This is a genomic window from Streptococcus sp. CL9.43, assembly GCF_049737935.1.
Classification (GTDB): domain Bacteria; phylum Bacillota; class Bacilli; order Lactobacillales; family Streptococcaceae; genus Streptococcus; species Streptococcus infantis_I.
Window position 1 is genome coordinate 1 of record NZ_JBKOTS010000002.1, and the last position, 24,003, is coordinate 24,003.

The window sequence follows — 24,003 nt, forward strand, 5'->3', positions numbered from 1 at the left end:
CAAAAACCGCAAACTCTATTATCCGTTTGCTTTATCTGTCATTTTGGCAGTCACTATCAGCTATCTCTTTTACTCTCTAGCCTTTAATCCTAAAATTGTGGATTTGCGTGGTGCATCTTCTATACAATTTACCCTACAACTAGGGCTTGTCGTTGTGACACTCGCATCTGCCATTATCGTGCTTTATGCCAATAGTTTTGTCATGAAAAATCGCTCAAAAGAACTGGGTGTATATGGCATGTTGGGCTTAGAAAAGCGCCATTTGATTGGTATGACCTTTAAGGAACTCTTGATATTTGGGCTAGTAACAGTCACTGCCGGGATTGGAATTGGTGCCCTCTTTGATAATCTGATTTTCGCTTTACTACTTAAACTTGCAAAGATGAAGGTAGAGTTAGTTGCAACTTTCCAATGGTCCGTAGTGCTTTCAATCCTTCTTGTATTTGGTCTTATCTTTTTAGTCATCGTTTTCCTGAACGCTGTACGTATTATCCGTATGGATGCTCTCCAGCTTTCTAGAGAAAAAGCGAAGGGTGAGAAGAAGGGGCGTTTCCTAGTTCTTCAGACACTTGTAGGGCTAATTGCACTAGGTGGTGGCTACTACTTAGCACTAAGCGTAACAGATGCTTTCAAAGCTGTCGCTACTTTCTTTATTGCGGTTATGTTAGTTATTGTAGGGACCTATCTCTTATTCAATGCTGGTATTACAGTTTTCTTACAGTTGCTCAAGAAAAACAAGAGATATTACTACCAACCCAACAACCTCATATCTGTTTCTAACCTTATCTTTCGTATGAAGAAAAATGCTGTCGGTTTAGCAACCATTGCCATCCTTTCAACCATGGTTTTGGTTACTATGTCTGCAGCTACTAGTATCTACAACGGATCTGAGAATATGAAAAAACTCATGTATCCTCACGATTTTGATGTTAAGGGACAACATGTAGAAGTTGAGGATTTAGACAAGCTTTTGACTCAATACGCTAGCGAAAAGAACCTAACCATCAGCAATAAGGACGTCCTCAGTTATGCAAGTTTCGGTCTTTCTAGTCAAGAGGGGACCAAATTAACCATCTTTGAAAAAGGGCAAAACAATGTCATGCCTAAGACAGTCTTCCTGGTTTTTGATCAAAAAGATTATGAAAAAATGACTGGACAAAAGCTGAACCTTACTGGTAACGAAGTAGGAATTTGGGCTCGAAATGACCAACTTAAAAATCAGAAAGCATTTAGTCTGAACAATCAGAACTATACAATCAAGGAAGCAATCCAGCAGGATTTTATTGCCAATCATGTTTCTAATCCCTATGTACTATTGGTATCGGATTATAACTATCTTGTAGTAGCTGATATTCAAAGTTTTTTGGAACAGTACCAGGATTCAGCTGTATACACACAGCTCTACGGTGGTATGGATGTAACAGCTAGTCTAGAGGAACAGTTAAAGCTATCTGATGATTTTGAGGAGTTTGTAAATAATTTTAGTCATAATCTCAAAAATGAAGACGGCATGGTTTATGGTGGAGGCACTGCAAGTGACGCAATTGCCCAAATGAATGCTCTCTTTGGAGGAGTTCTCTTTATTGGTATTTTCCTCTCTATCATCTTTATGATTGGAACTGTACTCGTTATCTACTATAAACAAATCTCAGAAGGTTATGAGGATCGTGAACGCTTTGTCATCCTACAAAAAGTGGGCTTGGATCAAAAACAAATCAAACAAACCATTAACAAGCAGGTCTTGACTGTTTTCTTCCTCCCTGTAATCTTTGCTTTTCTACACTTGGCTTTTGCCTATCATATGTTAAGTTTGATTCTTAAGGTCATTGGGGTAGTAGATACAGCTATGATGTTAAGTGTAACACTTTCTATTTGTGGTATCTTTGCCCTCATCTACGTACTTATCTTTATGATTACTTCAAGAAGTTATCGTAGAATTATTCAAATGTAAAAACAGAAACATCAAAAAAGAGAGTGGGACAGAAATCGTTAATTCATTAGAATTCGATTTCGTTGTCCCACCTCCGCACAGTTGAGTAGGACTGTAAAAACTGATGAAATAAGCGTAGTAGAGCCCGCTCAACCACTGCGTCTTGCTCGACAATCCAAAGACAATTGAGAGGCTAGGACTTTTGTCCCAGCCTCTTTTTTAGAGCTGGGATTTTGTACAAGGTTTTATCTCTTATTTCTCAACACGTTATTTTTTGGCGATATCAGCTAGGATTGCTGCTACAAACTCATCATGTTTAAACATTAAAACGGTATCTACTTTCAGAGGAGATATCGTTTTTCTTCTTCAACGGATAAGGATACAAAAATTTCTTCCTTTCTCTATCTTTTAAATGAATTGATTTCTTCAGAGAAAGACTGTAAAATTTTTGATATAATATCAAGGATGGATTGATGGATAAAAAGATAATGTTCAAAAGAATTACAGGTAAGAATAAAAATATGTCAGTTTAGATAGAAGTCTCCCTACCATCATCCATGCAGAAACAAGATTATATGAAATAAAAGGAGTAACCAATGACCGGAAACTATTCAACACGTGAATTCCGCGAGAAACTATATGATGACCTTCATGTTCGATTAAGAGATACACTGATTTTGATGTGTTCGATTTTTATTGCCTCTATAGGTCTAAATATGAATTCAACAGCTGTCATTATTGGAGCCATGCTGATTTCCCCTCTTATGACACCGATTGTTGGACTGGGATTCGGTTTAGCTATTTTTGATACGCGTTTAATCAAGCAATCTCTAGAGGTTTTATTTACTCAAGTATTGGTCAGTTTGCTTGTCTCGACTCTGTATTTCTGGATTTCTCCCTTATCTTATGCAAGTAGCGAGTTGATTGCACGAACCTCTCCAACCATTTGGGATGTTCTCATTGCTATTGCTGGTGGGATAGCAGGTTTCATTGGTTCAAGGAAAAAAGAAGCAAACAATATCGTACCAGGAGTAGCCATCGCAACAGCTCTGATGCCACCTATCTGCACTGCAGGATATGGTTTAGCTAATGGAAATGTACGATTTTTATTTGGGGCTCTTTATCTTTTCTTAATCAACTGTGTCTTTATCATGCTAATCAACATTGTTGGAACAAGAATTTTTATGAGAAAATCTCCCTTAAGTTCATTTAATGAGCTAAACATTAAAATGAAAATTGGGTTGATATCCTTGATTGTATTATTGGTCCTTCCAGCCAGCTATTCAGCAGTCACTCTGACGATGGATCAAGCGCGAAAAGAAGGGATCAAACAGTTTGTAGAAAATGAGTTCGCCAATCATACGGTCATTAATCAAGTCTACAAGTCAAGTAATAATGAATTGGTCTTGACGGTTGTTGGAGATCCGATTTCAGAAGAAGAATTAGAAACCATTCGCCAAAAGCAGGACTCTTACGGTATTCAATCTGTTCAATTGAAAGTCAAGCAATTCCATAATTCAGCAAAATTAGATAGTGAGACGATTAAGGAATTTTACGAAAACATTGACAAGTATATCGATCAAAAACTCTCTGAAAAAGATTCACAAGATGACATCGTAAAAGAAATTGAGGCAGACAAGGACTAAGGATAGTCAACTTATCTAACTCATGAAAGCAAATCTTGGGAGGATATCCTATATCCAAAAGTTAATGGATAGAAAGGATTGTTGATGAGAATATCATTTGTGGTGGTTTGACCAATCACTACTAGCTCAGCTTAATCAAAATATAAAAAAGCAACAACTATTTCAGTTGTTGCTTTTTCTTACTGAAAAATGTTTCTCAGACTGTGATCGTTTTATTTCTCAACACGAGATTTGTTGGCGATATCAGCTAGGATAGCTGCTACAAACTCATCTACTGGCACAGTGTTTGTTTCTTTTTGTCCATAGCGACGAACGTTGACAGTTCCATCCTCCATTTCCTTGTCACCAACGATCAATTGGTAAGGAATCTTGCTAGTTTGTGAAGCACGGATCTTGAACTGCATTTTTTCATTACGTTCATCCACATCAGCACGGACACCACGGTCACGGAGCTTCTTAGCTACTTCCCAAGCGTAGTCAACGTGTTTCTCGTTAGATACTGGGATGAGGGTTACTTGATGTGGTGCAAGCCATGTTGGGAAGGCACCCTTGTAGTTCTCAATCAAGATCGCTGTGAAGCGTTCCATGGTTGAGATAACCCCACGGTGGATCATAACTGGGCGATGTTCTTCACCATCAGCTCCGATGTATTTAAGGTCGAAGCGTTCTGGGAGCAAGAAGTCAAGCTGGATCGTAGAAAGGGTTTCTTCTTTTCCAAGGGCAGTCTTAACCTGGATATCCAATTTTGGTCCGTAGAAGGCAGCTTCACCTTCAGCTTCAAAGTAGTCAACGCCCATTTCATCAAGGGCAGCACGAAGCATGGTTTGGGCATTTTCCCACATTTCATCGTTATCAAAGTACTTGTGAGTATCTTGAGGGTCACGAAGAGAGAGGCGGAAACGGTATTCATTCAAGCTGAAATCGTCATAAACATCGATAATCAACTGAAGGGCACGTTGGAATTCTTCTTGGATTTGTTCAGGAGTTACAAAGAGGTGACCGTCGTTGAGAGACATTTCACGCACACGTTGAAGGCCAGTGAGGGCACCAGATTTTTCGTAACGGTGCATCATTCCGATTTCAGCGATACGGATTGGCAACTCACGGTAAGAATGAACATGGTGCTTGAAGACTTGGATGTGGTGTGGACAGTTCATTGGACGAAGGACAAATTCTTCCCCATCTCCCATATCCATAGTTGGGAACATGTCCTCTTGGTAGTGATCCCAGTGACCAGAAGTCTTGTAAAGTTCAACAGAAGCAAGTGGTGGAGTGTAAACGTGTTGGTAGCCAGAAGCCAACTCTTTATCGACGATGTAGCGTTCTAACTCACGACGGATAGTTGCCCCATTTGGCAGCCAGAATGGAAGACCTTGACCCACTTCTTGAGAAATCATAAAGAGATCCAATTCTTTACCAAGTTTACGGTGGTCACGTTCTTTGGCTTCTTCACGCATTTGAAGGTAGTTCTTCAAGTCTTTCTTGTCAAACCAGGCAGTACCGTAGATCCGTTGCATCATAGCATTGTCGCTATTTCCACGCCAGTAAGCACCAGCTACATGGAGAAGGTGGAAGATTTGGATGCGGCCTGTTGATGGGACGTGTGGTCCACGACAGAGGTCTACATATTCACCTTGACGGTAGATGGTCAAGCCACCCTCGTCTTCAGAGTGCTCTTCAATTAATTCAAGCTTGTAAGGGTCGTTCTTGAAGATTTCACGCGCCTCGTCTTTGGTCACTTCCTCGCGAATAGATGGGAAGTTTTCTTTAACGATTTTTTGCATTTCTTCTTCGATACGAGGAAGATCTTCGTTAGAGATTTGACCATCTTGGTTGTCTGTATCATAGTAGAAACCATCTTCGATAGCTGGACCAACACCCAAGTGAATGTCTGGGAAAAGGCGACGAGCTGCTTGTGCAAACAAGTGTGCAGCTGAGTGACGCAAGATGTCAAGAGCGTCTTCGTGATCAGGTGTCACGATTTCGATGCTTCCATCTTCAGTGATCGCACGAGTAGTGTCGATGAGTTTGCCGTTGAATTTACCAGCAAGAGCTTTTTTAGCTAGGGAATTACTGATAGATTGGGCAATTTCAAAAGTAGTAACGCCTGATTCGAATTCACGAACAGCGCCATCTGGGAATGTAATTTTGATCATGGTTTTCTCCTTAAAAATTTATCGTATTTTAAAATAGAGGTTTGAAGAAATAGAGATGGGTTAGTTATAAAGAACAATTATATTTGTTTATCTAACTGAATGATACTTTAACAATTTCATTCTATAAATAAAACAAACTGTAGAAATAAGTAAATAACTTACCAAGGAAAGGATTAAAGACAAATATTGCTCATCAGTCATTTCACCACTCATGTATATCCTTATCGGATAGCTTCTTAGTGCATTGAACAGATAAATCCCAGCAGTAAGACTTAGAAGATATCCTGCTATAACGAGTCTCTTTTTCTTAAAAAACATTAAGATGCCGAGAAAAGGAGCAAGAAATGGCATAAGAGGAACAAATGCAAAAAATGAAAAGACAACAATGTACTCCAGGCCCCATAGACTAAGAGTTTTCATTAGCCACACATAGACTATAAGGAAGGTAGAGGAAATTACCCAGGGCAATGCTTTCTTCATAACAACCTCCATATTCAATTTTTGTTTATATTCTATCCTAAGCTAGTTATAATAGTTCTCCAAATAAAAAGCGACATCCTCAAAAGGACGTCGCAACGTGGTTCCACCTTCATTTATGTTCCTCAAAAAAGAGGGACACCTCTGATTGGCTCTAACGTGGCCACCGTTTTATGTTTGCATAAAAGTTAGTAGAGTAGTATCAGTATAGTCTTTCTATGCGTTCTCAGCAACCACGCACTCTCTGGTAGAAAGGTTCTAAGTGACTTGTCTCTATGCATTATTATAGCATGATTGCGAGATTTTTCAAGGATTTTGTGAAAGTTTTTTGTTTTTCAGTTTTTGAACTAGATACTTGATAGTGGCACCAATAACTGTACCTAGTAGAATAAGAATTTCATAGGCTAGGAAATAAACAATGATAAATTCTCTGAAAGGAATGATAGTAAATCCATAGAGTAAGCAACTGCCTAAAAGCCAATGAAGTGAAAAACCAAATCGGTAGCTATAAAGAAGAGAGACTATAAAAACTACAACAGGCGAAATGATGAATATATTTAAAAGATAGAGCTCCGTTAGTTTTGGATTCTGTAATAGTAGTATAAATAATCCATAAAGTGGACAATAAAAGAAAAATACGACCAAATAGTAGGGGAGATATTTGAACAATTTACGCATGGTCAATCACCTCTCTTTTCAAGCTGTCTACTTAGATATCCTTCCTATAACTATTATAGCACATTTAAGGTATGGATAGTAAATCAGTTGACAAAGAACTTAGTTATTGGTAGAATAGGAAATGTCGTAAAGACAAATAACTTCTTCTTGGTTGCAGGCATGCCAACCTGTCACTCGGATGAAGCCAAATAAAAAGGAGAAACATCATGGCAATCTCAAAAGAGAAAAAAAATGAAATCATTGCACAATATGCACGTCACGAAGGTGATACAGGTTCAGTAGAGGTTCAAGTTGCTGTCCTTACTTGGGAAATCAACCACCTTAACGAACACATCAAACAACACAAAAAAGACCACGCTACTTACCGTGGATTGATGAAGAAAATCGGTCGCCGTCGTAACTTGCTTGCATACTTGCGTAAAAACGACGTTAACCGTTACCGTGAGTTGATCAACTCTCTAGGACTTCGTCGCTAATTCAAGATACAAAGGACGTCAAAAGCACACAGCAAAAATAGGAAAATTGACGAAGAAACTTCAGTTTCTAGGAGATTTTATCTTTTTTGCCAAGTGCTTAGGCCGTGTTCAATTGAGCACATCTTGAAATAAGGCTACTCTAGTTGAGTAGCTTTTTATTTTTGTCACCTTACCTCGATATACTCAAGTATAATCTTCGGCTTGCCGTCTAGTCTATAAACGTTTTATCCAGCAAGAATCATGATGCTAAGAGCGATAAAAATCCGTATGAAAATAGGGAAAGGACACAGTGTTCGATGAACACAAGGAGTTTCATCTTTTTCACTAGGATTTTAGCCCGAGCTCAAATCAGCTCTCTGACTTCAGAGGGCTTTTTTGTGTGCATTTTTCTAGTCTTGTCCCTGATTTAGAAATGTGGTATACTAATTATGAAAATTGTCTAAATTTTTAATTTTTGTTAAAGGAGGGTTTCATGCTTTCCAAATTTTCTGGAAGCCATCAAAACCTGAGATATTGTTTTTTGCTAGCTATCCTGTTAGGAGCTTTGGGGATTTCTCTGTTTCTGGCAGTTTCTATGGGGTCTGTTCAAATTAGCTTGAGTGATACTTATCGGATAATTTTGAGTCAGTTAGGGGCTCCTTTTGAGATAGGAGACATTTCAAAGTCTACGCTTGCTATTGTTTGGAATATGAGATTGCCACGGGTTTTTCTTGCTTTGATTGTTGGTGCAGGCCTTTCCATGTGTGGTAGTGTCATGCAGTCAACGGTCAACAATCCAATAGCGGAGCCCTATGTATTAGGAATTTCAGCCGGGGCAACCTTTGGAGCAACTTTGAGTATTATTCTTGGATTTAAAGTTATGATTGGTCTAGGTTCTTTCCTAGGAGCGATTTTAGCAACAGTTACAGTTCTTCTCATTGCGTCCATGCAGGGTATGATGACAACTTCTAGCTTAATCTTATCGGGTACGGTAGTGAATGCCCTATTTTTGGCTTTTTCAAACTTTATTATCTCTATTGGGGCCAATGCTGATAGCGTTATGACCATCAAGTTTTGGACCATGGGTTCTTTAGCGGGGACCTCATGGGGTCACTTAACCTTACCAACTATAATCGTGGGAATCGCTTTTTTATTTTTCTCTTCCCAATACCGTGTTTTCAATGCCATGATGATGGGTGATGAGGCGGCTTTGACTTTGGGAATTCCCTTGCGTTTTTATTGGTATCTCTATGTGACGATTGTAGCTGTGATGACAGCTATCTTGGTATCGACCTGTGGGATTATCGGTTTTGTCGGTTTGATTACACCGCATTTGGCGAGAAGTTTGGTAGGTACAAACTACAAAAGGCTTTTTCCGATTGCAACCTTACTAGGCGCCCTCTTTGTCGTCTGGGCAGATGTCTTTGCTCGCGTTTTGATTCAAAATACTGAACTACCAATTGGTATCTTCACAGCCTTAGTAGGTGCACCTTTCTTTATCTACATGGTTGCAAGTAGACGAAGGGAGGTGAGAGTCTGATATGGACTTAATGTGTCAGGATATTCACTTTGGAATCGGAGAAAAAAAGATTCTCAAAGGAGTCTCACTTAAACTTGAGGGAAACCAATTTCATACTATTTTGGGACCAAATGGAAGTGGAAAGACCAGCTTGCTGAAACTCTTCTATCGACAGGAAAAGCCGAATCAGGGCTTGATTTCTTTAGATGGGAAGCCTCTAGAACAAATGAGCGTCAAAGAAACGGCAAAGCAGATGGCAGTCATCACGCAGTTTAATCAACTTCAGTTTGATTGTACGGTTGAGGAGATTGTCATGTTGGGCAGAACTCCTCATCTCTCTTTCTTGCAAAAGGAAAAAGACAGAGACTTTGCTTTGGTTGAGGATGCTCTAGTCAAGGTAGATCTGCTCGAAAAGAGAAATCGACTCTACTCTTCTTTGTCAGGAGGAGAGAAGCAGCGGGTTCTGTTAGCACGCGCCTTGGCCCAAGAGCCGACCCTCTTGCTCTTAGATGAACCGACCAATCATTTGGATATCAAGTATCAGCTAGACTTATTGAGCATTGTCAAAAATCTTCAGATCAATGTGCTAGCTGTCTTGCATGATATTCAGCTAGCTTGTCGCTATTCAGATTATCTCTACCTAATGAAAGAAGGGGAGATTGTTTACCAAGGTACTCCAAAAGAGACCATCACACCCGAGTCATTGCAGGCTGTCTATGGCGTTCAAAGTAAGGTAATTTGGACAGAGGATCAGCAAGCTATGATTCACTATTTATAAAAATTAAAAAGGAAAATAAAAACATGAAAAAAACACTCAGTATTTTGCTTGTAACAGTAGCTACCTTATCTTTGGCAGCTTGTGGTAACGCATCTAAAGAAACAGCAACGACACCGGCTACAACAGAAGCTAGTCAAAAAGCTAATACAGAAACCAGCTATCCTGTAACAATCAAGACTTATGATGCTAAAGGAAATGAAGTTGAACAAGTCTTCGAAAAGGCTCCTGAAAAAGTCATCACCAACAACCTCTCAACAACTGAAATTCTACTTGAACTCGGTTTGAAGGATAAAATTGTCGGTATGCTCAATCCTGATAATGCGTTAACTGGTAAATACAAGGATGCTATTGAAGCCATCCCTCACATTGGTGATAAAAAATCTGTCTCACAAGAAACAGTTCTTTCTTATGAACCAGATGCCTTGATGGGACGCAACATGATGTTTTCTGAAAAGTCAATGGGAACCATTAGTGCTTGGAATGAAAACAAAATCCCTGTTTATACGCAAAAAGCTTCACTTTCCACTATCCAACAAGATTTAGGAAATATCGTAGAAGATGTGAAGAATCTTGGTACCATTTTCAATGTCCAAGACAAGGCGAATCAATACGCAGAACAATTACAAGCTAAAATCGATGCGGTTAAAAAAGCTAACCCAGAAACACAGGGTGAAAAGAAAAAAGCTCTGATTATGGTGGCCTACAATGACGAAACCTTTGGTGCCTACAAGTCAGCTCTTCAGGAAAGCTTGCTCAACCAACTTGGTTATACCAATGTCGCAACAGGAACTTCTGGTTTGACCTTGGAAAATCTAGTATCAATGGATCCAGAGTTGATTATCTATGTAACCAGCGATCGTAATCAAAAGTTAGATGAAAAAGCAGTGGATTTGATGAAGGCAAATGCTGTTTTGGAAAATGTACCTGCAATCAAGAATCAAAAAATCATGACTATCTCTTACGATGAGTTGATGGATTACGGTCCTGCAGTGATTGATTCCCTTGAAAAAATCAATGACTTTATCAAGAAATAAGGAGTTTAGCTGGGAAGGGATTCAAGTTAGGATCAGTCTTCCTTCAAACTATGATCCTCAACAAGCCTATCCACTTGTGCTTTTAAATGATGGGCAATTGGACTATTTGTCAGACCTATCCCAATCAGTGATTTTGGTGGGTTTGATTCCAGAAAATCGTCTGGATGACTTTACACCCTGGCAGTCTGATGCATTGAAAGAAGGGGCACCAGATTTTGGTGGGAAGGTAGACCAATACCATCAGAAGCTATTTCAAAGAATTTTAAAAATGCTAAAGAAAGACTACTTGATTGATGAAAGTAGAATTGCTTATGGTGGCTATTCACTGGGTGGTCTTGCTGCTGTCTATAGTCTCTATAGTAGTTATCTTCCTGCGACCTGTATCTTTTCTATCTGTGGCTCTTTCTGGTATCCAGACTTTATAGACTTTTGTAGGGAACATGACTTGATACAGAGCCAAAGCCTGATTTATCTGCAAAATGGTCAGACAGAAGGTGCCAATCATTCCAATCGTCTGTCTAAGGCTCCTATTTATGCCAGAGATCTACATGATCTGATTTCAGAGAAAGTCCCTTCGACTTATTGCACATTTGATGCTTATGGGCATCATGAAGCTCTTAAGGAACGTTATCACTATTTTTGTGATTGGCTGAGAGACGAATGGAAGCTTAAGTAACCCTATAACACTCCTTGTTCATCGTAACTAGGAGTATTTCTTATGTATGCTTGGTTGTTAAAATGTTCATGGTATTATTCTTGACGGAAATCCATCCCCTGTAATAGACTAAATTATGGTATAATGAGTAGATAGATAGAATCGAGGAAATTATGTCATTTACACAATTTAAATTTAAAAAATATATAGAAAAAGCCTTGGAGGAGTTGAAATTTACGACTCCTACCGAGGTTCAGGAAAAGTTGATTCCTATTGTCCTGGCAGGTCGTGACTTGGTTGGTGAATCAAAAACAGGTTCAGGTAAGACTCATACTTTCTTGCTTCCAATTTTCCAACAGTTGGATGAAGAGAGTGACAGTGTGCAGGCAGTTATCACAGCTCCAAGTCGTGAATTAGCGACTCAGATTTACCAAGCTGCTCGTCAGATCGCATCACATTCAGATGTTGAGATTCGTGTTGTGAACTATGTTGGTGGCACAGATAAGGCTCGCCAAATTGACAAACTCGCAAGCAACCAGCCCCATATCGTTATCGGAACACCAGGTCGTATTTATGATTTGGTCAAGTCTGGTGACCTTGCTATTCACAAGGCTAAGACCTTTGTAGTCGATGAAGCCGACATGACCTTGGATATGGGATTCTTGGAAACAGTTGATAAGATTGCAGGAAGTCTTCCTAAGGACTTGCAGTTTATGGTCTTTTCAGCGACTATCCCACAAAAACTGCAACCATTTTTGAAGAAGTACTTGTCAAATCCTGTCATGGAAAAGATCAAGACCAAGACAGTTATCTCTGACACCATTGACAACTGGTTGATTTCGACCAAGGGTAGAGACAAGAACGCTCAGATTTATGAGTTGACTCAAGTCATGCAGCCGTATCTTGCCATGATTTTTGTCAATACAAAAACTCGTGCGGATGAATTGCACAGCTACCTAACAGCTCAAGGATTAAAGGTGGCTAAGATCCATGGAGACATTGCTCCTCGTGAACGCAAACGGATCATGAATCAGGTGAAGAACCTTGATTTTGAGTATATCGTAGCAACTGACCTAGCTGCGCGTGGGATTGACATCGAAGGTGTTAGCCACGTTATCAACGATGCTATTCCACAAGACTTGTCCTTCTTTGTTCACCGTGTTGGACGAACTGGACGTAATGGTCTACCAGGTACAGCCATCACCCTCTATCAACCAAGTGATGACTCTGATATTCGTGAGTTGGAGAAATTAGGAATTAAGTTTGTACCTAAGGTTGTTAAAGATGGAGAGTTCCAAGACACTTATGACCGTGACCGCCGTGCCAATCGTGAGAAAAAACAAGAAAAACTGGATATCGAAATGATTGGCTTGGTCAAAAAGAAAAAGAAAAAAGTCAAACCAGGCTATAAGAAGAAAATTCAGTGGGCGGTCGATGAAAAACGCCGTAAAACCAAACGCGCAGAAAGTCGTGCCCGTGGACGTGCAGAACGTAAGGCTAAACGTCAAACATTTTAAACATCAGACAGTAAAACCAAGTGGTTTTACTGTTTTTTATAGTTCAACATTGGGATTGTCAGATTTCATAAGTAGAAGATATTGGGAATCTTAAAATCTAATCATAACATTCTTTTATTTTTCTGAAGTTTATAATATACTTAAATTAAAAGTAGATTGTAGGAGAAGATAAATGAAAGATTTTAAAAATTTTATTGCTGGGATTGGTGAAATAAATGTTATTGCTTATTTGATATATGTGTGTACCGGTCTCGCTCCTCTCTTTCATATATTGATTATTGGTTCAGAAGTGACTACTGGAAAAATAGTTTTAACCATCTTAGGTATACTTTACGTTATCCTTTTAACGATTGCTAGAATTTATCGAAAGTTTTTCTGGTAAGAATCATCATGAAATATTAAAATCCCGTCAGAAATTTGAACTGCACCCCAAAAGTTAGACAGAAAAAATCTAACTTTTGGGGTGTTTTATTATGAAATTGAATTATGAAGATAAAGTTCAGATTTATGAACTAAGAAAGCAAGGACAAAGCTTCAAACAGCTTTCGAAAAGATTTGGAGTGGATGTTTCTGGTCTAAAGTACATGATGAAATTAATTGACCGTTATGGCATAGATATCGTCAAGAAAGGGATGAATCGTCATTATTCTCCAGAACTAAAACAACAAACGAATTAAAGTCAAACTAAAAGGACTTAGCCCTGTGCAATACAGAACTAAATCCTTTCAATAATTATTTGTCCAACTTTTGGGGGTCAGTACAGCTTTCCTTTTTGGTATAAAATATGTGCTTTCTATGACTAGGCAATTTTCTTAATCGAAAAATTACGAAATAGAAAGAGAGATTTCAAATCCATGCATCCATTCGGATTTTACTACGATGTCGATTTTTAAAGCATCTGCTAATTGTTTGACAAGATAGAGACCCATGCCTGTTGATTTTTTCCTTGTCTCTCCTGAATCACCTGTAAATCCTTTTTCAAAGATATGAGGGAGGTCGCAAGCTTTAACTCCACACCCATTATCCCTAATAATCAGGGTTTTGCGCCCCTTGTCACTTGACATAGAAATCTTGAGTTCTGGTTTGTCAGAGCTATATTTAAGGGCGTTGGCTAGTATTTGAGACAGGATAAATCCAAAACTGCGTTGATCGGTGTAGCAGGTTCCTTGTATGTTTTCTAACTTAATCGTAAAATTCTTTTCTTTGAGCAAGGGATCAAAGTTCTCCAAAAGATCTTGGATACACTCTTCTAGGTCAAGGTCTTCAAATAGAAAATCATTTTTCTCACTTTTCACCCTGTAGTAGAATAAGATCTGTGATACATTTCCTTGGATTTGATTTTTCACATAGTCCAATTTAAAAGCAGTATCCTCAGGTAGTTGGTCACTTTGATTGTCTAAAAGGAGGGAAAGAAGCGATAAAGGAAGTTTAATCTCATGCGCCCATTTTTCAACATAGTCCTCGTACTCGGCTAGTAATGAGTTGAGTTTTCCTATTTGAGCCTGCTTTTGATAAAGTGTATCTGCTATTTTTTCAATGCTTTCTTTCTCTGAGGCACTTGATAAATTCAATAATTCAAGCTCAGTATCGATCTTAGGATTGGCTATGAAGGCTTTATAAGCAGCGGCTTTTTTTCTTTCTTTTCTTATAAGTAAGAAAGATAGGATGAAAAAAAGCAGGACGGTGGCTAAAATATAGAGAAGGATGAGAGCTTGAAACATTCTCACATCTGAAAGCCAAAGCAGGACAGCTGTAAATAGATCAAATGCTAAGAGAACAAATAACCAAGGCAGATAACTAGCTAGATATTTTAGATTATGTTTCATCTGGACTTACCTCTTCTAGCTTGTAACCAATACCTCTAACGGACTTGACTTTAAGGGCAATGCCAACCTGTTTCATCATCTTTTTCAGCCTTGCAATGTTTACTTGTAGGGCATTTTCATCGATGAACTCAGTTGTATTCCACAGTTTCATGCTTAGTTCTTCTTTTGTGACGACAGAACCAGTTGCCACTAATAAGGTTTCTAACAATTTCCCTTGGTTTTTAGGGAGTAAAATCGAATGTCCGTTGATATAAAGAGTATAGGTATTTCTATCCAGCAGGAAATTATCTTTTTCAAGCAAATTTTGTCTACCTTCATAGCGTTTCAAGATGTTTTCTATACGAGCCAAGAATCTTTCTTTCTTGAAAGGTTTTGTTAAGTACTCGTCAGCCCCTAATTTTAGGGCGTAAATCTCATCTTTTAGTTGTTCACGGGAGGTGAGAACCAATATGGGCACAGAGCGTTTGGACTTGAGATTCTTACAAATGTGGAAACCTGTTTCTCCTGGCAAATTCAAATCTAGTATGATTAAATCCGTATCGTATTGCAATACTTGCTGGCTTGTATCTTTGAAGTCAGTCAACTTATCAACTTGATAACCCGCATTCTCTAACAAAATGACAATTTCATCTCGAATCAAGGTTTCATCTTCAATAACCAGAATATGCTTCATACCGGCTCCTCCTTTTCCTATTTTATTCTACTTTATTCACCTCTTTTGGGTTCCATCAATGACAACAAGTACTTGTTGCTATTTTTCTTTACAATTCTTATATAGATGACTTCAAATCCAGCTAACAGCAGTATTATCACCATGGCTGTGATAAATTTCTGCCCCATGGCCATTCTTGCACTGGCTGGTAATATTCCTGTGAGGAGGGAGCTCACTCCGAAGCTACTACTGATAAGTGCAAGGGCTATTGGTAGACCAAAATACCAGTTGATTTGCTTTTCTGACGATTTACAAAGAGTTTCGTAGTTGGCTCCAAGATGGATCAAGGTTTGGTATCGTCTGTAGGATTGTCTTTGTCCCATCAAAAACTGAACGCCAATGATTGTATTTGCCACAACAAGGAAGATGATAGCCAGATAGATGGTGATATAGCTGGCAGAGATAATGTAAAATAATTGTCTTCCCATATTTTGTATATAGCTTTCATAGCCAAGAGAGGTTTGATTTAGCTTTTCATTGGTATCTGAGATAGCCCTCATCAGGCCTTTTTCCTTGACTAGCTCAGGAGCTAAGATACCGCTGACATAGTTCGAGTATCGACCGTCTGTATAGTTCATAAAGACTTCATCTGGGACTATGAGGGCAACAGAGAGGGTGATTTCACGATCCGTTACAATCGGTAAAGACTGAACCTCTCCAATCAATTTTACATCATTTCCCATGACTTTGATTTGAGGCTTTGTCTTTAGGACAGAGTTGACGAGACTTTCATCTGGCAGAAAATCTTTCCCCATATACAAATATGCTTCCTTACTAGTTAATTCTAGAGGAGGGAGATTGGCAACCTTTCTAAGTTCATTGTATTCGGAAACTGGTATGAGGTGGGAAGTAGTAGACTGTTTAAATCTTTGGAGCAAAATTTCCTTGTTCTTGCTGTCTTTTTGCTTTTTCAACTCCTTGATAATCTCTTCGAAGGACACGGACTCGTGTTCTTTAGGTTTGCCTACTTTAATTTGCAGAATCTTTGAAAACTGTGATTCTAGTCCAGCAGCTTCAAGCTCTTTTTTTACTGTACTTACATCAAGATTTTCATCTGTATCCTGCTTGCTATCTCTAAATGTATAATCCAATACGTGGGTTTGATTGCTTGAATTGCCACTTGCAATGGCAACACCTGCTCCAAAGAGGCACAAGGCAGAGAAGATTAAGAGGGAGCAGATGGCCAGTATAGTTGAGCGCTGGATAACTAATTCCTGAATCTGTCTAAAATTATAGGCATGAAGTTTTCGATTGTTTCCAAGCTTGACCAAAAAGTCTATAAATAAACGCATACCAAAGAAGAGGAGGATAGTTCCTAGAGTCCCCAAGAAAACAGTGATGCCCATGGTTATGACACTCTCCCAAGCTCGTCCACTCATCCCCAAGTAATAGGCTGTTCCTAGAAGCAAAATTCCGAGGACAGAAGCAAGAAGGTATACCCCCTTGGGGAGTAGTTTCTTCATTCCAGAGGGTGAATAGGCAAGCAGGTTTCCGATTTCCATATTGGCCGTCTTTGCACTTAAAAGGACAAAAACAGCTAATTTTACGGCTAGGAAGCCGATGACTGTATAGAGTAGAGCTGTGGTAGATAGAGAAAATTGATGTTCAATAATCCCTAGTCCCACAATTTTAGCGGTTATTAGGCTGATTAGTTCTGAAATCAAGATAGAAATTGGAAGGCCTATTCCAAGGGCAAGGACACTGTTTCTCAAATCCTCGAGTAGGAGCAACAAGAACAGTTTGCTTCTTCGCATCCCTAGCGTTAGATAGACACCAAATTCATGTTTTCTCCTTTCCATCTGCATACTGCTTGCGAAGTAGACTAGAAAAAAGAGAATAAAGAGGGTTGCTACATAAAGAATGGGAATCATGCTAAAGAGTTTATTTACAGCGTCACTCTCTATTTGTTTGAGAAAGATCATCACATCTTGATGGGACAAAGAAAGGATGATGTAAAAGGAGATAATAGAAAGAACCATGGAACTGAAATACAAGCCATTATTCTTTCGATCCCTCTTGCTATTTCTTGAGACTAATTTAGAAAACATTGCCATCACCTCCAGCTAGGGCTGCCATGACCTTTAGTATTCTGTGGTAAAAATCTTCTTGACTTTCTCTTGGATAATCGCGTCGAATTTCATGGAATAGTTTTCCGTCTTGGATAAACAAGATGCGGTTGCAAAAGCTGGCAGCGACTGAATCGTGGGTCACCATGAGAATGGTGGTTTCTTCCACTTGATTCATTTCGGATAATTTTTGCATCAAAATGGTCGCATTTTTTGAATCCAAAGCTCCTGTGGGCTCATCTGCAAATACAATCTTAGGGTCTAAAATCAAGGCACGCGCAGCAGCTACCCTTTGTCGTTGACCACCTGATAATTGAGATGGGAACTTATCCAGAAGTTCAGAAATATCTAGATATTGGGAAAGCAATTTTAACCGAACCTTGCTTTCGTTGGCATCGACCTTGTGCAAAGACAAGGGGAGTAAAATATTTTCTTTGGCTGTCAGATTGTCCAAAAGCTCAAAATTCTGGAAGAGATAGCCAATTTCCTTGCCTCTATAATCTGCTAATTGACTACCTTTTAACTGACCTAAATCTTTTTCTTGCATTTGAATGGAGCCGTCAGTTGGTTTGATGATAGTAGCGAGACAGTTAAGAAGGGTTGTTTTCCCAGAACCACTGCTCCCCATAATCCCTAAGAACTCACCTTTGACAACTTGAAAAGATATACCGTTCAAGGCTTTGGTGATATTCGGCTCTTTTCCATAATACTTTTTTAATGATTCTACTCGTAAAATTGTTTCCATGTGAAACACCTCCATCTTTTGTTACTTTCATTATAATATGAATCAGAGTAGAATAACACTTACGGATGATGTAAGAAATCTTTATCATTAGGTTATTGGAGCTATACTTACTATATTATAGCATGGTTTCAAGGATTTAAAAAGAGGAGTTGAGAGTCGAGAAATTATCCTAATATTGAAATTATAAAAAATAATACCACTGTAGTCCATGCTCCAGCAGTATTATTTATTATTTTATAGGAAACTTTATTCCCACTCAACGGTTGCAGGTGGTTTACTTGTAATATCATAGACGATGCGGTTGACATGGTCAACTTCGTTTACGATACGAACAGAGATTTTTTGGAGAACTTCCCAAGGAATCTTAGCGAAGTCAGCTGTCATACCATCGATAGAAGTGATAGCACGGATAGCAATGGTGTAGTCGTAAGTACGTCCATCTCCCATAACACCTACTGAACGAACGCCAGTGTTAACAGTGAAATATTGCCAGATATCGCGGTCAAGGCCAGCTTTAGCGATTTCTTCACGAAGGATGGCGTCTGATTCGCGAACTGTTTCAAGCTTTTCTTCTGTGATTTCTCCCATGACACGGATAGCAAGTCCTGGTCCTGGGAATGGTTGGCGCCACACGATGTGGTCTGGCATGCCAAGTTCAGTACCTAGTGCACGAACTTCATCCTTGTAAAGAGTGTTGAGTGGCTCGATCAGTTCAAACTGCATATCTTCAGGAAGTCCACCCACGTTGTGGTGAGACTTGATGGTTTGAGCAGTATCCGTACCAGATTCAATCACGTCAGTATAGAGTGTCCCTTGAGCAAGGAATTTCACATCTGTTAGTTTGCTTGCTTCGTCATCAAAGACATAAACAAACTCGTTACCGATAATCTTCCGTTTTTGTTCAGGATCAGATACACCAGCCAATTTATCAAGGAAACGTTTGGCAGCATCTGCCTTGACAATGTTCAAACCAAACTTACCACCAAGCATATCCATAACTTGATCAGCTTCCCCTTTACGGAGAAGACCGTGGTCCACAAAGATACAGATCAATTGATCCCCGATGGCTTTTTGGAGAAGAACCCCAACAACAGAAGAGTCAACACCACCAGAAAGTCCGAGAAGAACACGTTTATCTCCAACTTTTTCACGGATTTGTTTGATTTGCATCTCGATGAAGTTATCCATTGTCCAGTCGCCTTTGGCACCACAGATATTCAAAGCAAAGTTACGCAAAATATCATAACCGTGAACTGAGTGGCGAACTTCTGGGTGGAATTGGATACCGTAAATTTTCTTATCAGGGTTTTCAATAGATGCATAAGGACAGTCTGCAGAAGTTCCAGTACGAACAAAGTCAGCAGGAATTTCTGTAACAGCATCACCGTGGCTCATCAAGACAAGTTGCTCATCTGGAGTACCCGCAAAAAGGGCTGATTCTGTGTGAGTCAATGTTGATTGACCGTATTCACGATTACCAGCATCGCCGGCAGGAACAACTTTTCCTCCAAGCTTGTGAGTCAATAGCTGCATACCATAACAGATTCCCAAAATCGGAATACCGAGTTCAAAAATCTCTGGATCAATATCAAACGATCCTTCTTCGTAAACAGAGTTTGGACCACCTGAAAGTACAATCCCGATAGGATTGATAGCACGGACTTCGTCAGCCGAAATCTTGTGACTTTTTAGTTCTGAAAAGACACCAATCTCACGAATACGACGTGAGATGAGTTGGTTGTACTGGCTACCATAGTCTAGTACGATGATCTTTTCGACATCTTGCAAATCAGTTGAAATGTTGCTCATCTTTTCCCTTTCTTCAAAGAAATATCTTCTTGAATATTCTATCATAAAAGGGTTAGAATTACCAACCAAACAAGTGCGGTTTGACTTTTCCCTATGAGTTACGGTACAATGGAAAAAATAAAGAAAAGAAGTGATCAAGCATGTTACCAGCTTATATGAAAATCCACGACCAAATCAAGAAAGATATTGATGAGGGAAGTTGGGAAATTGGGGAAAGACTTCCAAGTGAGCGAGATTTAGCAGAAGAATTTGCCGTTAGCCGCATGACCTTACGTCAAGCAATCTCTCTTTTGGTTGAAGAAGGGGTTTTGGAACGACGTGTAGGTAGTGGGACCTTTGTTTCAAGTACACGTGTTCAGGAAAGAATGCGTGGAACAACTAGTTTTACGGAGATTGTTAAAGCTCAAGGGAAAACTCCGTCTAGTCACTTGATTTCTTATCGTCGAACCATTCCAAATGAGCAAGAAGTGGTTAAACTAGGTTTACTGCCAACTGATAATATCATTCGTATGGAGCGTGTTCGTTATGCGGATAAGGTTCCTGTTGTCTATGAAGTGGCGTCGATTCCTGAGAAATTTATCAAAAATTTCAAAAAAGAGGAAGTAACCAGGCACTTCTTTCAAACCTTGCAAGAGCATGGTTATCGAATTGGTAAATCTCACCAGACCATATACGCACGTTTAGCCAAAGAAAAGATAGCTCATTACTTAGAAGTTGAAAAAGGGCATGCTATTTTAGGTTTGACTCAGGTTTCTTACTTTGATGACGGAACGGCTTTTGAGTATGTAAAGAGTCAATACGTCGGAGAACGGTTTGAGTTTTATCTAGAAAATAATTAGTTTATAACATCACTCTTAGAGTAGAAACTCATCTACTTTAAGAGTTTTTATTTGGTTATGATTAGAAAACATTTTCCTAGTAAGAAAAATAGTAATCATACGAGTATTTTTCAAAGATTCGTGTTATAATAGTTAGGTTATATGGTCCCGATAAGGTGGTGGGATTGATTGTAAATACTCTTCCTACCAGTTCTTTGTAACTCTATAACGAATATTTTTTAAGGGGGGACATTTTTATGTCAGAACGTAAATTATTCACGTCTGAATCTGTATCTGAGGGGCATCCAGATAAGATTGCAGACCAAATTTCAGATGCTATCTTGGATGCTATTCTAGAGCAAGATCCAGAGGCGCACGTTGCTGCTGAAACAGCTGTTTATACTGGTTCAGTACATGTTTTCGGTGAAATTTCAACCAATGCTTATGTCGATATTAACCGAGTGGTTCGTGATACGATTGCAGAAATCGGTTATACCAATACAGAGTACGGTTTTTCTGCGGAGACGGTAGGAGTTCACCCATCCTTGGTAGAACAATCACCAGATATCGCTCAAGGGGTTAATGAAGCCTTAGAGGTTCGTGGGAATGCGGATCAAGATCCACTTGATTTGATTGGAGCTGGAGACCAAGGTCTCATGTTTGGTTTTGCAGTTGATGAAACTGAAGAACTCATGCCATTGCCAATCTCACTCAGCCACAAGTTGGTTCGTCGCTTGGCAGAGCTACGTAAGTGTGGTGAAATTAGCTACCTTCGTCCAGACGCTAAATCTCAAGTTACTGTTGAATATGATGAAAATGATCAACCAGTGCGTGTGGACACTGTCGTTATTTCAACTCAACATGATCCAGAAGTCAGCAATGAACAGATCCATGAGGATGTGATTAACAAGGTCATCAAAGAAGTGATTCCAGCTTCATATCTTGACGATGAAACTAAATTTTTCATCAATCCAACAGGTCGTTTCGTTATCGGAGGTCCTCAAGGAGACTCAGGTTTGACGGGCCGTAAGATCATCGTGGATACCTATGGTGGTTATTCACGTCACGGTGGTGGTGCCTTCTCTGGTAAGGATGCGACTAAGGTTGACCGTTCAGCTTCTTATGCAGCTCGCTACATTGCTAAAAACATTGTTGCTGCAGGTCTTGCTAAGAAAGCAGAAGTGCAATTGGCTTACGCGATTGGGGTAGCTCAACCTGTATCTGTCCGTATCGATACTTTCGGTACAGGAACAGTAGCTGAAAGTAAACTTGAAAAAGCAGCGCGTCAAATCTTTGACCTTCGTCCTGCAGGAATTATCCAAATGCTTGACCTCAAACGTCCAATCTACCGTCAAACAGCGGCTTATGGACATATGGGACGTACAGATATTGATCTTCCATGGGAACGCTTGGATAAAGTAGAAGCTTTGAAAGAAGCCGTTAAGTAAACTAAAAAAAAGATTGGTCCTTAGACCAATCTTTTTTATGTTTAAAATTAGTTATCCAGTATTTTTACAAAAGCCCAGTTTCCAATAGATTTTGTTCCGTATTCTAACATCATCGAATCTAGTAATTCATACTTGTTTTTTTCATAGAAGCAAACATTTTTTTCAGTACTAGTAATCAAGCCCAAGCGTTTGCAGCCTTTGGATTTAAGATAAGGTTCAACACCTTCTTGTAGAAAAGCACTCCCGATTCCTTGGTTTTGACTAGAAGCGTTGACTCCCAACATCATCAAATACCAGTCAAAATTTCCTGATCTTTTCAAATGCTGTTCGGAACGTTCCACCAAATCAAGATATTTCAAGAGATTGCGCAGAGTAATAAAACGGAAAAGCTTGACCATACCATTCAGCAAATAAGATAGAATGGAAAAATCCTTTTGTTGCAGGAGGGCAACGGCCATGATTTCCCCGTCTTGTTCAGCTATCAGACAGGTCTCTCCTTTGATATAGAGTCTGGTCAGAAGGCTATCCAATAATTCTAAGAATGCTTGGTAATATTCTGGTTTTTTTAAATCATCTTTAATAAGAGTCATGAAAGGGTAGTCCATAAAGGCACCAGCCAACACTTTTCCAATTTTTTGATATTCATCTAGCCTGGCTTCTCTGTATACTATTTCTTTCATATCAAACTCCTTCATTAAAATCTCTCTATCTATTATAACGAAATTTCTCACATTTTTCGATTAAAGTGTGAAATTTTCACAAAAAAGCTTTATTCACAATAATTTATTTAAAGATATAAACAAGAAAAGGTATTAAAAAACCCCGCAGTTTTAACTGTAGGGTAGATTAATTCTATTTTGTAGGGATTGAAATCTCAATCAATTTATCAGAATAGAGGGTTTTAATATTTGCCTTATCAATAGCCTGTTGATTAATTTTACGATTGAGGAAAAATTCTTTGATTATTTCCATTTCTTTTTCACGGATTGCCCGATGTTTATTGGAAATGAGGATTTCGTAATGAAGTGGAGCCTGAGTAAAAATAACATCTGTATTTCCCGCAGAATAAACCTCTACAAGCGTTGCGTCGGTACTTTCTAGCTGACTTTTAACAAGTTGCGAGTGTGAATTTGTAGTATTGATAAGCTTCATAGGGTTTCCTCCTGTATTTCTATGTCTATTATAGCACTTTTTGGGAAATTTGGTAAAGATAGTTTAAATTTGATGTTGTTTTTTCCAAGCTTCAATCGCCCATTTGTGACTTCCGCGTTTTAAGTTAGTAATAGCTTCATCGATTGGGAACCAAGCTAGATGATTGAAGTCCTCGAGAGGTCTTTGGATTTCTTGGTAAGAAGTAGCTTCGTAGAGATAGGCTGGATTGTAGTAATAGGTGTCACGATGTCTAGAGTAGAAGTATTCATCAGCTTGCCCGTAGTAGGTGCCGATTTCAGCTGTAAATCCTAATTCTTCAATCAATTCTCGTTTGAGAGCTTCAAGGTGATTTTCACCTTCTTCAATTTCGCCCCCTGGTAAGAACCATGCACCATTTGGAGCTTGTACGAGGATAATCTTTTCATGGTTTGCATCAGGTATGACTGCATAAACGCCATATCTATTTTTGTAGGTTACTCCCTCTTTTTTTTCTCCAAATGTTGGATTTGCCATAAAGTTCTCCTTCGTGAGTGCGCTTTCTTTCTATAATAGTAAAGAATGTTCTCACTGTCAAGCAAGAAC

22 protein-coding genes and 2 pseudogenes are annotated in these 24,003 nt (G+C 39.1%); 13 read left to right on the forward strand and 11 right to left on the reverse strand.

Features of this window, described 5'->3' with window-relative positions; genetic code table 11:
• Positions 1–1,951, forward strand: a 1,951-nt coding sequence (locus tag ACLNCS_RS03120; protein WP_424847169.1) for an ABC transporter permease, incomplete at its 5' end; no start/stop codon positions are given.
• A 575-nt stretch (positions 1,952–2,526) separates the two neighbouring features.
• On the forward strand, positions 2,527–3,576 hold the full coding sequence (locus ACLNCS_RS03125; protein ID WP_070677609.1) for a DUF389 domain-containing protein: 1,050 nt from the start codon (positions 2,527–2,529) through the stop codon (positions 3,574–3,576).
• A 212-nt stretch (positions 3,577–3,788) separates the two neighbouring features.
• Here ACLNCS_RS03125 and thrS read toward each other — a convergent pair whose 3' ends face one another.
• The 3 genes from thrS to ACLNCS_RS03140 form a co-directional block, all read right to left on the reverse strand.
• A complete protein-coding gene (gene thrS / locus ACLNCS_RS03130; protein ID WP_424847172.1) occupies positions 3,789–5,732 on the reverse strand; it encodes a threonine--tRNA ligase in 1,944 nt (647 codons plus the stop codon).
• A gap of 87 nt (positions 5,733–5,819) precedes the next feature.
• Positions 5,820–6,212 (reverse strand): hypothetical protein, encoded by a 393-nt coding sequence (locus tag ACLNCS_RS03135; protein WP_424847174.1) that lies wholly within the window; start codon positions 6,210–6,212, stop codon positions 5,820–5,822.
• Positions 6,213–6,515: 303 nt separating this feature from the next.
• Complete coding sequence (locus ACLNCS_RS03140) at positions 6,516–6,887, reverse strand: hypothetical protein (protein WP_074324261.1); 372 nt, start codon at positions 6,885–6,887, stop codon at positions 6,516–6,518.
• Between the two features lie 206 nt (positions 6,888–7,093).
• On the opposite strand from ACLNCS_RS03140, the gene rpsO reads away from it, so the two are divergent.
• From rpsO to ACLNCS_RS03185, 9 genes and pseudogenes are all read left to right on the forward strand, one after another.
• The gene (gene rpsO, locus ACLNCS_RS03145; RefSeq protein WP_001018251.1) at positions 7,094–7,363 is read left to right on the forward strand and encodes a 30S ribosomal protein S15; all 270 of its coding nucleotides are present in this window, start codon (positions 7,094–7,096) and stop codon (positions 7,361–7,363) included.
• Positions 7,364–7,835: 472 nt separating this feature from the next.
• Entirely contained in the window at positions 7,836–8,882 is a 1,047-nt protein-coding gene (locus ACLNCS_RS03150) for a FecCD family ABC transporter permease (RefSeq protein ID WP_424847176.1), read from the forward strand.
• Between the two features lies 1 nt (position 8,883).
• Positions 8,884–9,639 (forward strand): ABC transporter ATP-binding protein, encoded by a 756-nt coding sequence (locus tag ACLNCS_RS03155; RefSeq protein WP_074324259.1) that lies wholly within the window; start codon positions 8,884–8,886, stop codon positions 9,637–9,639.
• A 23-nt stretch (positions 9,640–9,662) separates the two neighbouring features.
• Complete coding sequence (locus ACLNCS_RS03160) at positions 9,663–10,673, forward strand: ABC transporter substrate-binding protein (RefSeq protein ID WP_195184348.1); 1,011 nt, start codon at positions 9,663–9,665, stop codon at positions 10,671–10,673.
• Positions 10,654–11,349 (forward strand): alpha/beta hydrolase-fold protein, encoded by a 696-nt coding sequence (locus ACLNCS_RS03165; protein WP_070677598.1) that lies wholly within the window; start codon positions 10,654–10,656, stop codon positions 11,347–11,349. Before ACLNCS_RS03160 ends, ACLNCS_RS03165 begins: the two co-directional genes overlap by 20 nt.
• Positions 11,350–11,501: 152 nt before the next feature.
• Positions 11,502–12,845, forward strand: coding sequence for a DEAD/DEAH box helicase (locus ACLNCS_RS03170; RefSeq protein ID WP_414256644.1), 1,344 nt, complete (start codon positions 11,502–11,504; stop codon positions 12,843–12,845).
• Between the two features lie 172 nt (positions 12,846–13,017).
• Positions 13,018–13,227, forward strand: a complete 210-nt coding sequence (locus ACLNCS_RS03175) for a hypothetical protein (RefSeq protein ID WP_070677594.1) — start codon at positions 13,018–13,020, stop codon at positions 13,225–13,227.
• Positions 13,228–13,318: 91 nt separating this feature from the next.
• Positions 13,319–13,513 (forward strand): annotated as a pseudogene (locus ACLNCS_RS03180) (helix-turn-helix domain-containing protein); the annotation flags it as partial.
• Positions 13,506–13,577, forward strand: a pseudogene (locus ACLNCS_RS03185) (IS3 family transposase); the annotation flags it as partial. The pseudogenes ACLNCS_RS03180 and ACLNCS_RS03185, both read left to right, overlap by 8 nt.
• Before the next feature lie 92 nt (positions 13,578–13,669).
• Here ACLNCS_RS03185 and ACLNCS_RS03190 read toward each other — a convergent pair.
• From ACLNCS_RS03190 to guaA, 5 genes are all read right to left on the reverse strand, one after another.
• Positions 13,670–14,671 carry a sensor histidine kinase gene (locus ACLNCS_RS03190; RefSeq protein ID WP_070677590.1) on the reverse strand — a complete coding sequence of 334 codons (1,002 nt, stop codon included), beginning with the start codon at positions 14,669–14,671 and terminating at the stop codon, positions 13,670–13,672.
• Complete coding sequence (locus ACLNCS_RS03195; protein ID WP_070677588.1) at positions 14,661–15,344, reverse strand: response regulator transcription factor; 684 nt, start codon at positions 15,342–15,344, stop codon at positions 14,661–14,663. The genes ACLNCS_RS03190 and ACLNCS_RS03195 overlap by 11 nt, the downstream gene beginning before the upstream one ends.
• 32 nt (positions 15,345–15,376) lie before the next feature.
• Complete coding sequence (locus ACLNCS_RS03200; RefSeq protein WP_070677586.1) at positions 15,377–17,431, reverse strand: FtsX-like permease family protein; 2,055 nt, start codon at positions 17,429–17,431, stop codon at positions 15,377–15,379.
• Positions 17,421–18,194, reverse strand: a complete 774-nt coding sequence (locus tag ACLNCS_RS03205; protein ID WP_070677584.1) for an ABC transporter ATP-binding protein — start codon at positions 18,192–18,194, stop codon at positions 17,421–17,423. The genes ACLNCS_RS03200 and ACLNCS_RS03205 overlap by 11 nt, the downstream gene beginning before the upstream one ends.
• Positions 18,195–18,440: 246 nt before the next feature.
• Positions 18,441–20,003 carry a glutamine-hydrolyzing GMP synthase gene (guaA, locus tag ACLNCS_RS03210; RefSeq protein WP_004253965.1) on the reverse strand — a complete coding sequence of 521 codons (1,563 nt, stop codon included), beginning with the start codon at positions 20,001–20,003 and terminating at the stop codon, positions 18,441–18,443.
• Between the two features lie 140 nt (positions 20,004–20,143).
• Here guaA and ACLNCS_RS03215 point away from each other — a divergent pair, with 140 nt between their 5' ends.
• Positions 20,144–20,842 (forward strand): GntR family transcriptional regulator, encoded by a 699-nt coding sequence (locus ACLNCS_RS03215; RefSeq protein ID WP_225750133.1) that lies wholly within the window; start codon positions 20,144–20,146, stop codon positions 20,840–20,842.
• A gap of 236 nt (positions 20,843–21,078) precedes the next feature.
• Positions 21,079–22,269 (forward strand): methionine adenosyltransferase, encoded by a 1,191-nt coding sequence (gene metK / locus ACLNCS_RS03220; RefSeq protein WP_074324253.1) that lies wholly within the window; start codon positions 21,079–21,081, stop codon positions 22,267–22,269.
• A 47-nt stretch (positions 22,270–22,316) separates the two neighbouring features.
• Here the strand turns inward: metK and ACLNCS_RS03225 are convergent, their stop codons facing one another.
• From ACLNCS_RS03225 to ACLNCS_RS03235, 3 genes are all read right to left on the reverse strand, one after another.
• Entirely contained in the window at positions 22,317–22,949 is a 633-nt protein-coding gene (locus ACLNCS_RS03225; RefSeq protein ID WP_074324287.1) for a GNAT family N-acetyltransferase, read from the reverse strand.
• A 172-nt stretch (positions 22,950–23,121) separates the two neighbouring features.
• Positions 23,122–23,421, reverse strand: coding sequence for a DUF1827 family protein (locus ACLNCS_RS03230; protein ID WP_070677576.1), 300 nt, complete (start codon positions 23,419–23,421; stop codon positions 23,122–23,124).
• Between the two features lie 63 nt (positions 23,422–23,484).
• On the reverse strand, positions 23,485–23,934 hold the full coding sequence (locus tag ACLNCS_RS03235) for an NUDIX hydrolase (protein ID WP_070677574.1): 450 nt from the start codon (positions 23,932–23,934) through the stop codon (positions 23,485–23,487).
• Positions 23,935–24,003: the final 69 nt, after the last annotated feature.

Excerpts from the sequence above, each read along its gene's own strand:
- ACLNCS_RS03125 (WP_070677609.1), top strand. The coding sequence starts at position 2,527 with ATGACCGGAAACTATTCAACACGTGAATTCCGCGAGAAACTATATGAT.
- thrS (WP_424847172.1), bottom strand. The coding sequence starts at position 5,732 with ATGATCAAAATTACATTCCCAGATGGCGCTGTTCGTGAATTCGAATCA.
- ACLNCS_RS03135 (WP_424847174.1), bottom strand. The coding sequence starts at position 6,212 with ATGAAGAAAGCATTGCCCTGGGTAATTTCCTCTACCTTCCTTATAGTC.
- ACLNCS_RS03140 (WP_074324261.1), bottom strand. The coding sequence starts at position 6,887 with ATGCGTAAATTGTTCAAATATCTCCCCTACTATTTGGTCGTATTTTTC.
- rpsO (WP_001018251.1), top strand. The coding sequence starts at position 7,094 with ATGGCAATCTCAAAAGAGAAAAAAAATGAAATCATTGCACAATATGCA.
- ACLNCS_RS03150 (WP_424847176.1), top strand. The coding sequence starts at position 7,836 with ATGCTTTCCAAATTTTCTGGAAGCCATCAAAACCTGAGATATTGTTTT.
- ACLNCS_RS03155 (WP_074324259.1), top strand. The coding sequence starts at position 8,884 with ATGGACTTAATGTGTCAGGATATTCACTTTGGAATCGGAGAAAAAAAG.
- ACLNCS_RS03160 (WP_195184348.1), top strand. The coding sequence starts at position 9,663 with ATGAAAAAAACACTCAGTATTTTGCTTGTAACAGTAGCTACCTTATCT.
- ACLNCS_RS03165 (WP_070677598.1), top strand. The coding sequence starts at position 10,654 with ATGACTTTATCAAGAAATAAGGAGTTTAGCTGGGAAGGGATTCAAGTT.
- ACLNCS_RS03170 (WP_414256644.1), top strand. The coding sequence starts at position 11,502 with ATGTCATTTACACAATTTAAATTTAAAAAATATATAGAAAAAGCCTTG.
- ACLNCS_RS03175 (WP_070677594.1), top strand. The coding sequence starts at position 13,018 with ATGAAAGATTTTAAAAATTTTATTGCTGGGATTGGTGAAATAAATGTT.
- ACLNCS_RS03190 (WP_070677590.1), bottom strand. The coding sequence starts at position 14,671 with ATGAAACATAATCTAAAATATCTAGCTAGTTATCTGCCTTGGTTATTT.
- ACLNCS_RS03195 (WP_070677588.1), bottom strand. The coding sequence starts at position 15,344 with ATGAAGCATATTCTGGTTATTGAAGATGAAACCTTGATTCGAGATGAA.
- ACLNCS_RS03200 (WP_070677586.1), bottom strand. The coding sequence starts at position 17,431 with ATGTTTTCTAAATTAGTCTCAAGAAATAGCAAGAGGGATCGAAAGAAT.
- ACLNCS_RS03205 (WP_070677584.1), bottom strand. The coding sequence starts at position 18,194 with ATGGAAACAATTTTACGAGTAGAATCATTAAAAAAGTATTATGGAAAA.
- guaA (WP_004253965.1), bottom strand. The coding sequence starts at position 20,003 with ATGAGCAACATTTCAACTGATTTGCAAGATGTCGAAAAGATCATCGTA.
- ACLNCS_RS03215 (WP_225750133.1), top strand. The coding sequence starts at position 20,144 with ATGTTACCAGCTTATATGAAAATCCACGACCAAATCAAGAAAGATATT.
- metK (WP_074324253.1), top strand. The coding sequence starts at position 21,079 with ATGTCAGAACGTAAATTATTCACGTCTGAATCTGTATCTGAGGGGCAT.
- ACLNCS_RS03225 (WP_074324287.1), bottom strand. The coding sequence starts at position 22,949 with ATGAAAGAAATAGTATACAGAGAAGCCAGGCTAGATGAATATCAAAAA.
- ACLNCS_RS03230 (WP_070677576.1), bottom strand. The coding sequence starts at position 23,421 with ATGAAGCTTATCAATACTACAAATTCACACTCGCAACTTGTTAAAAGT.
- ACLNCS_RS03235 (WP_070677574.1), bottom strand. The coding sequence starts at position 23,934 with ATGGCAAATCCAACATTTGGAGAAAAAAAAGAGGGAGTAACCTACAAA.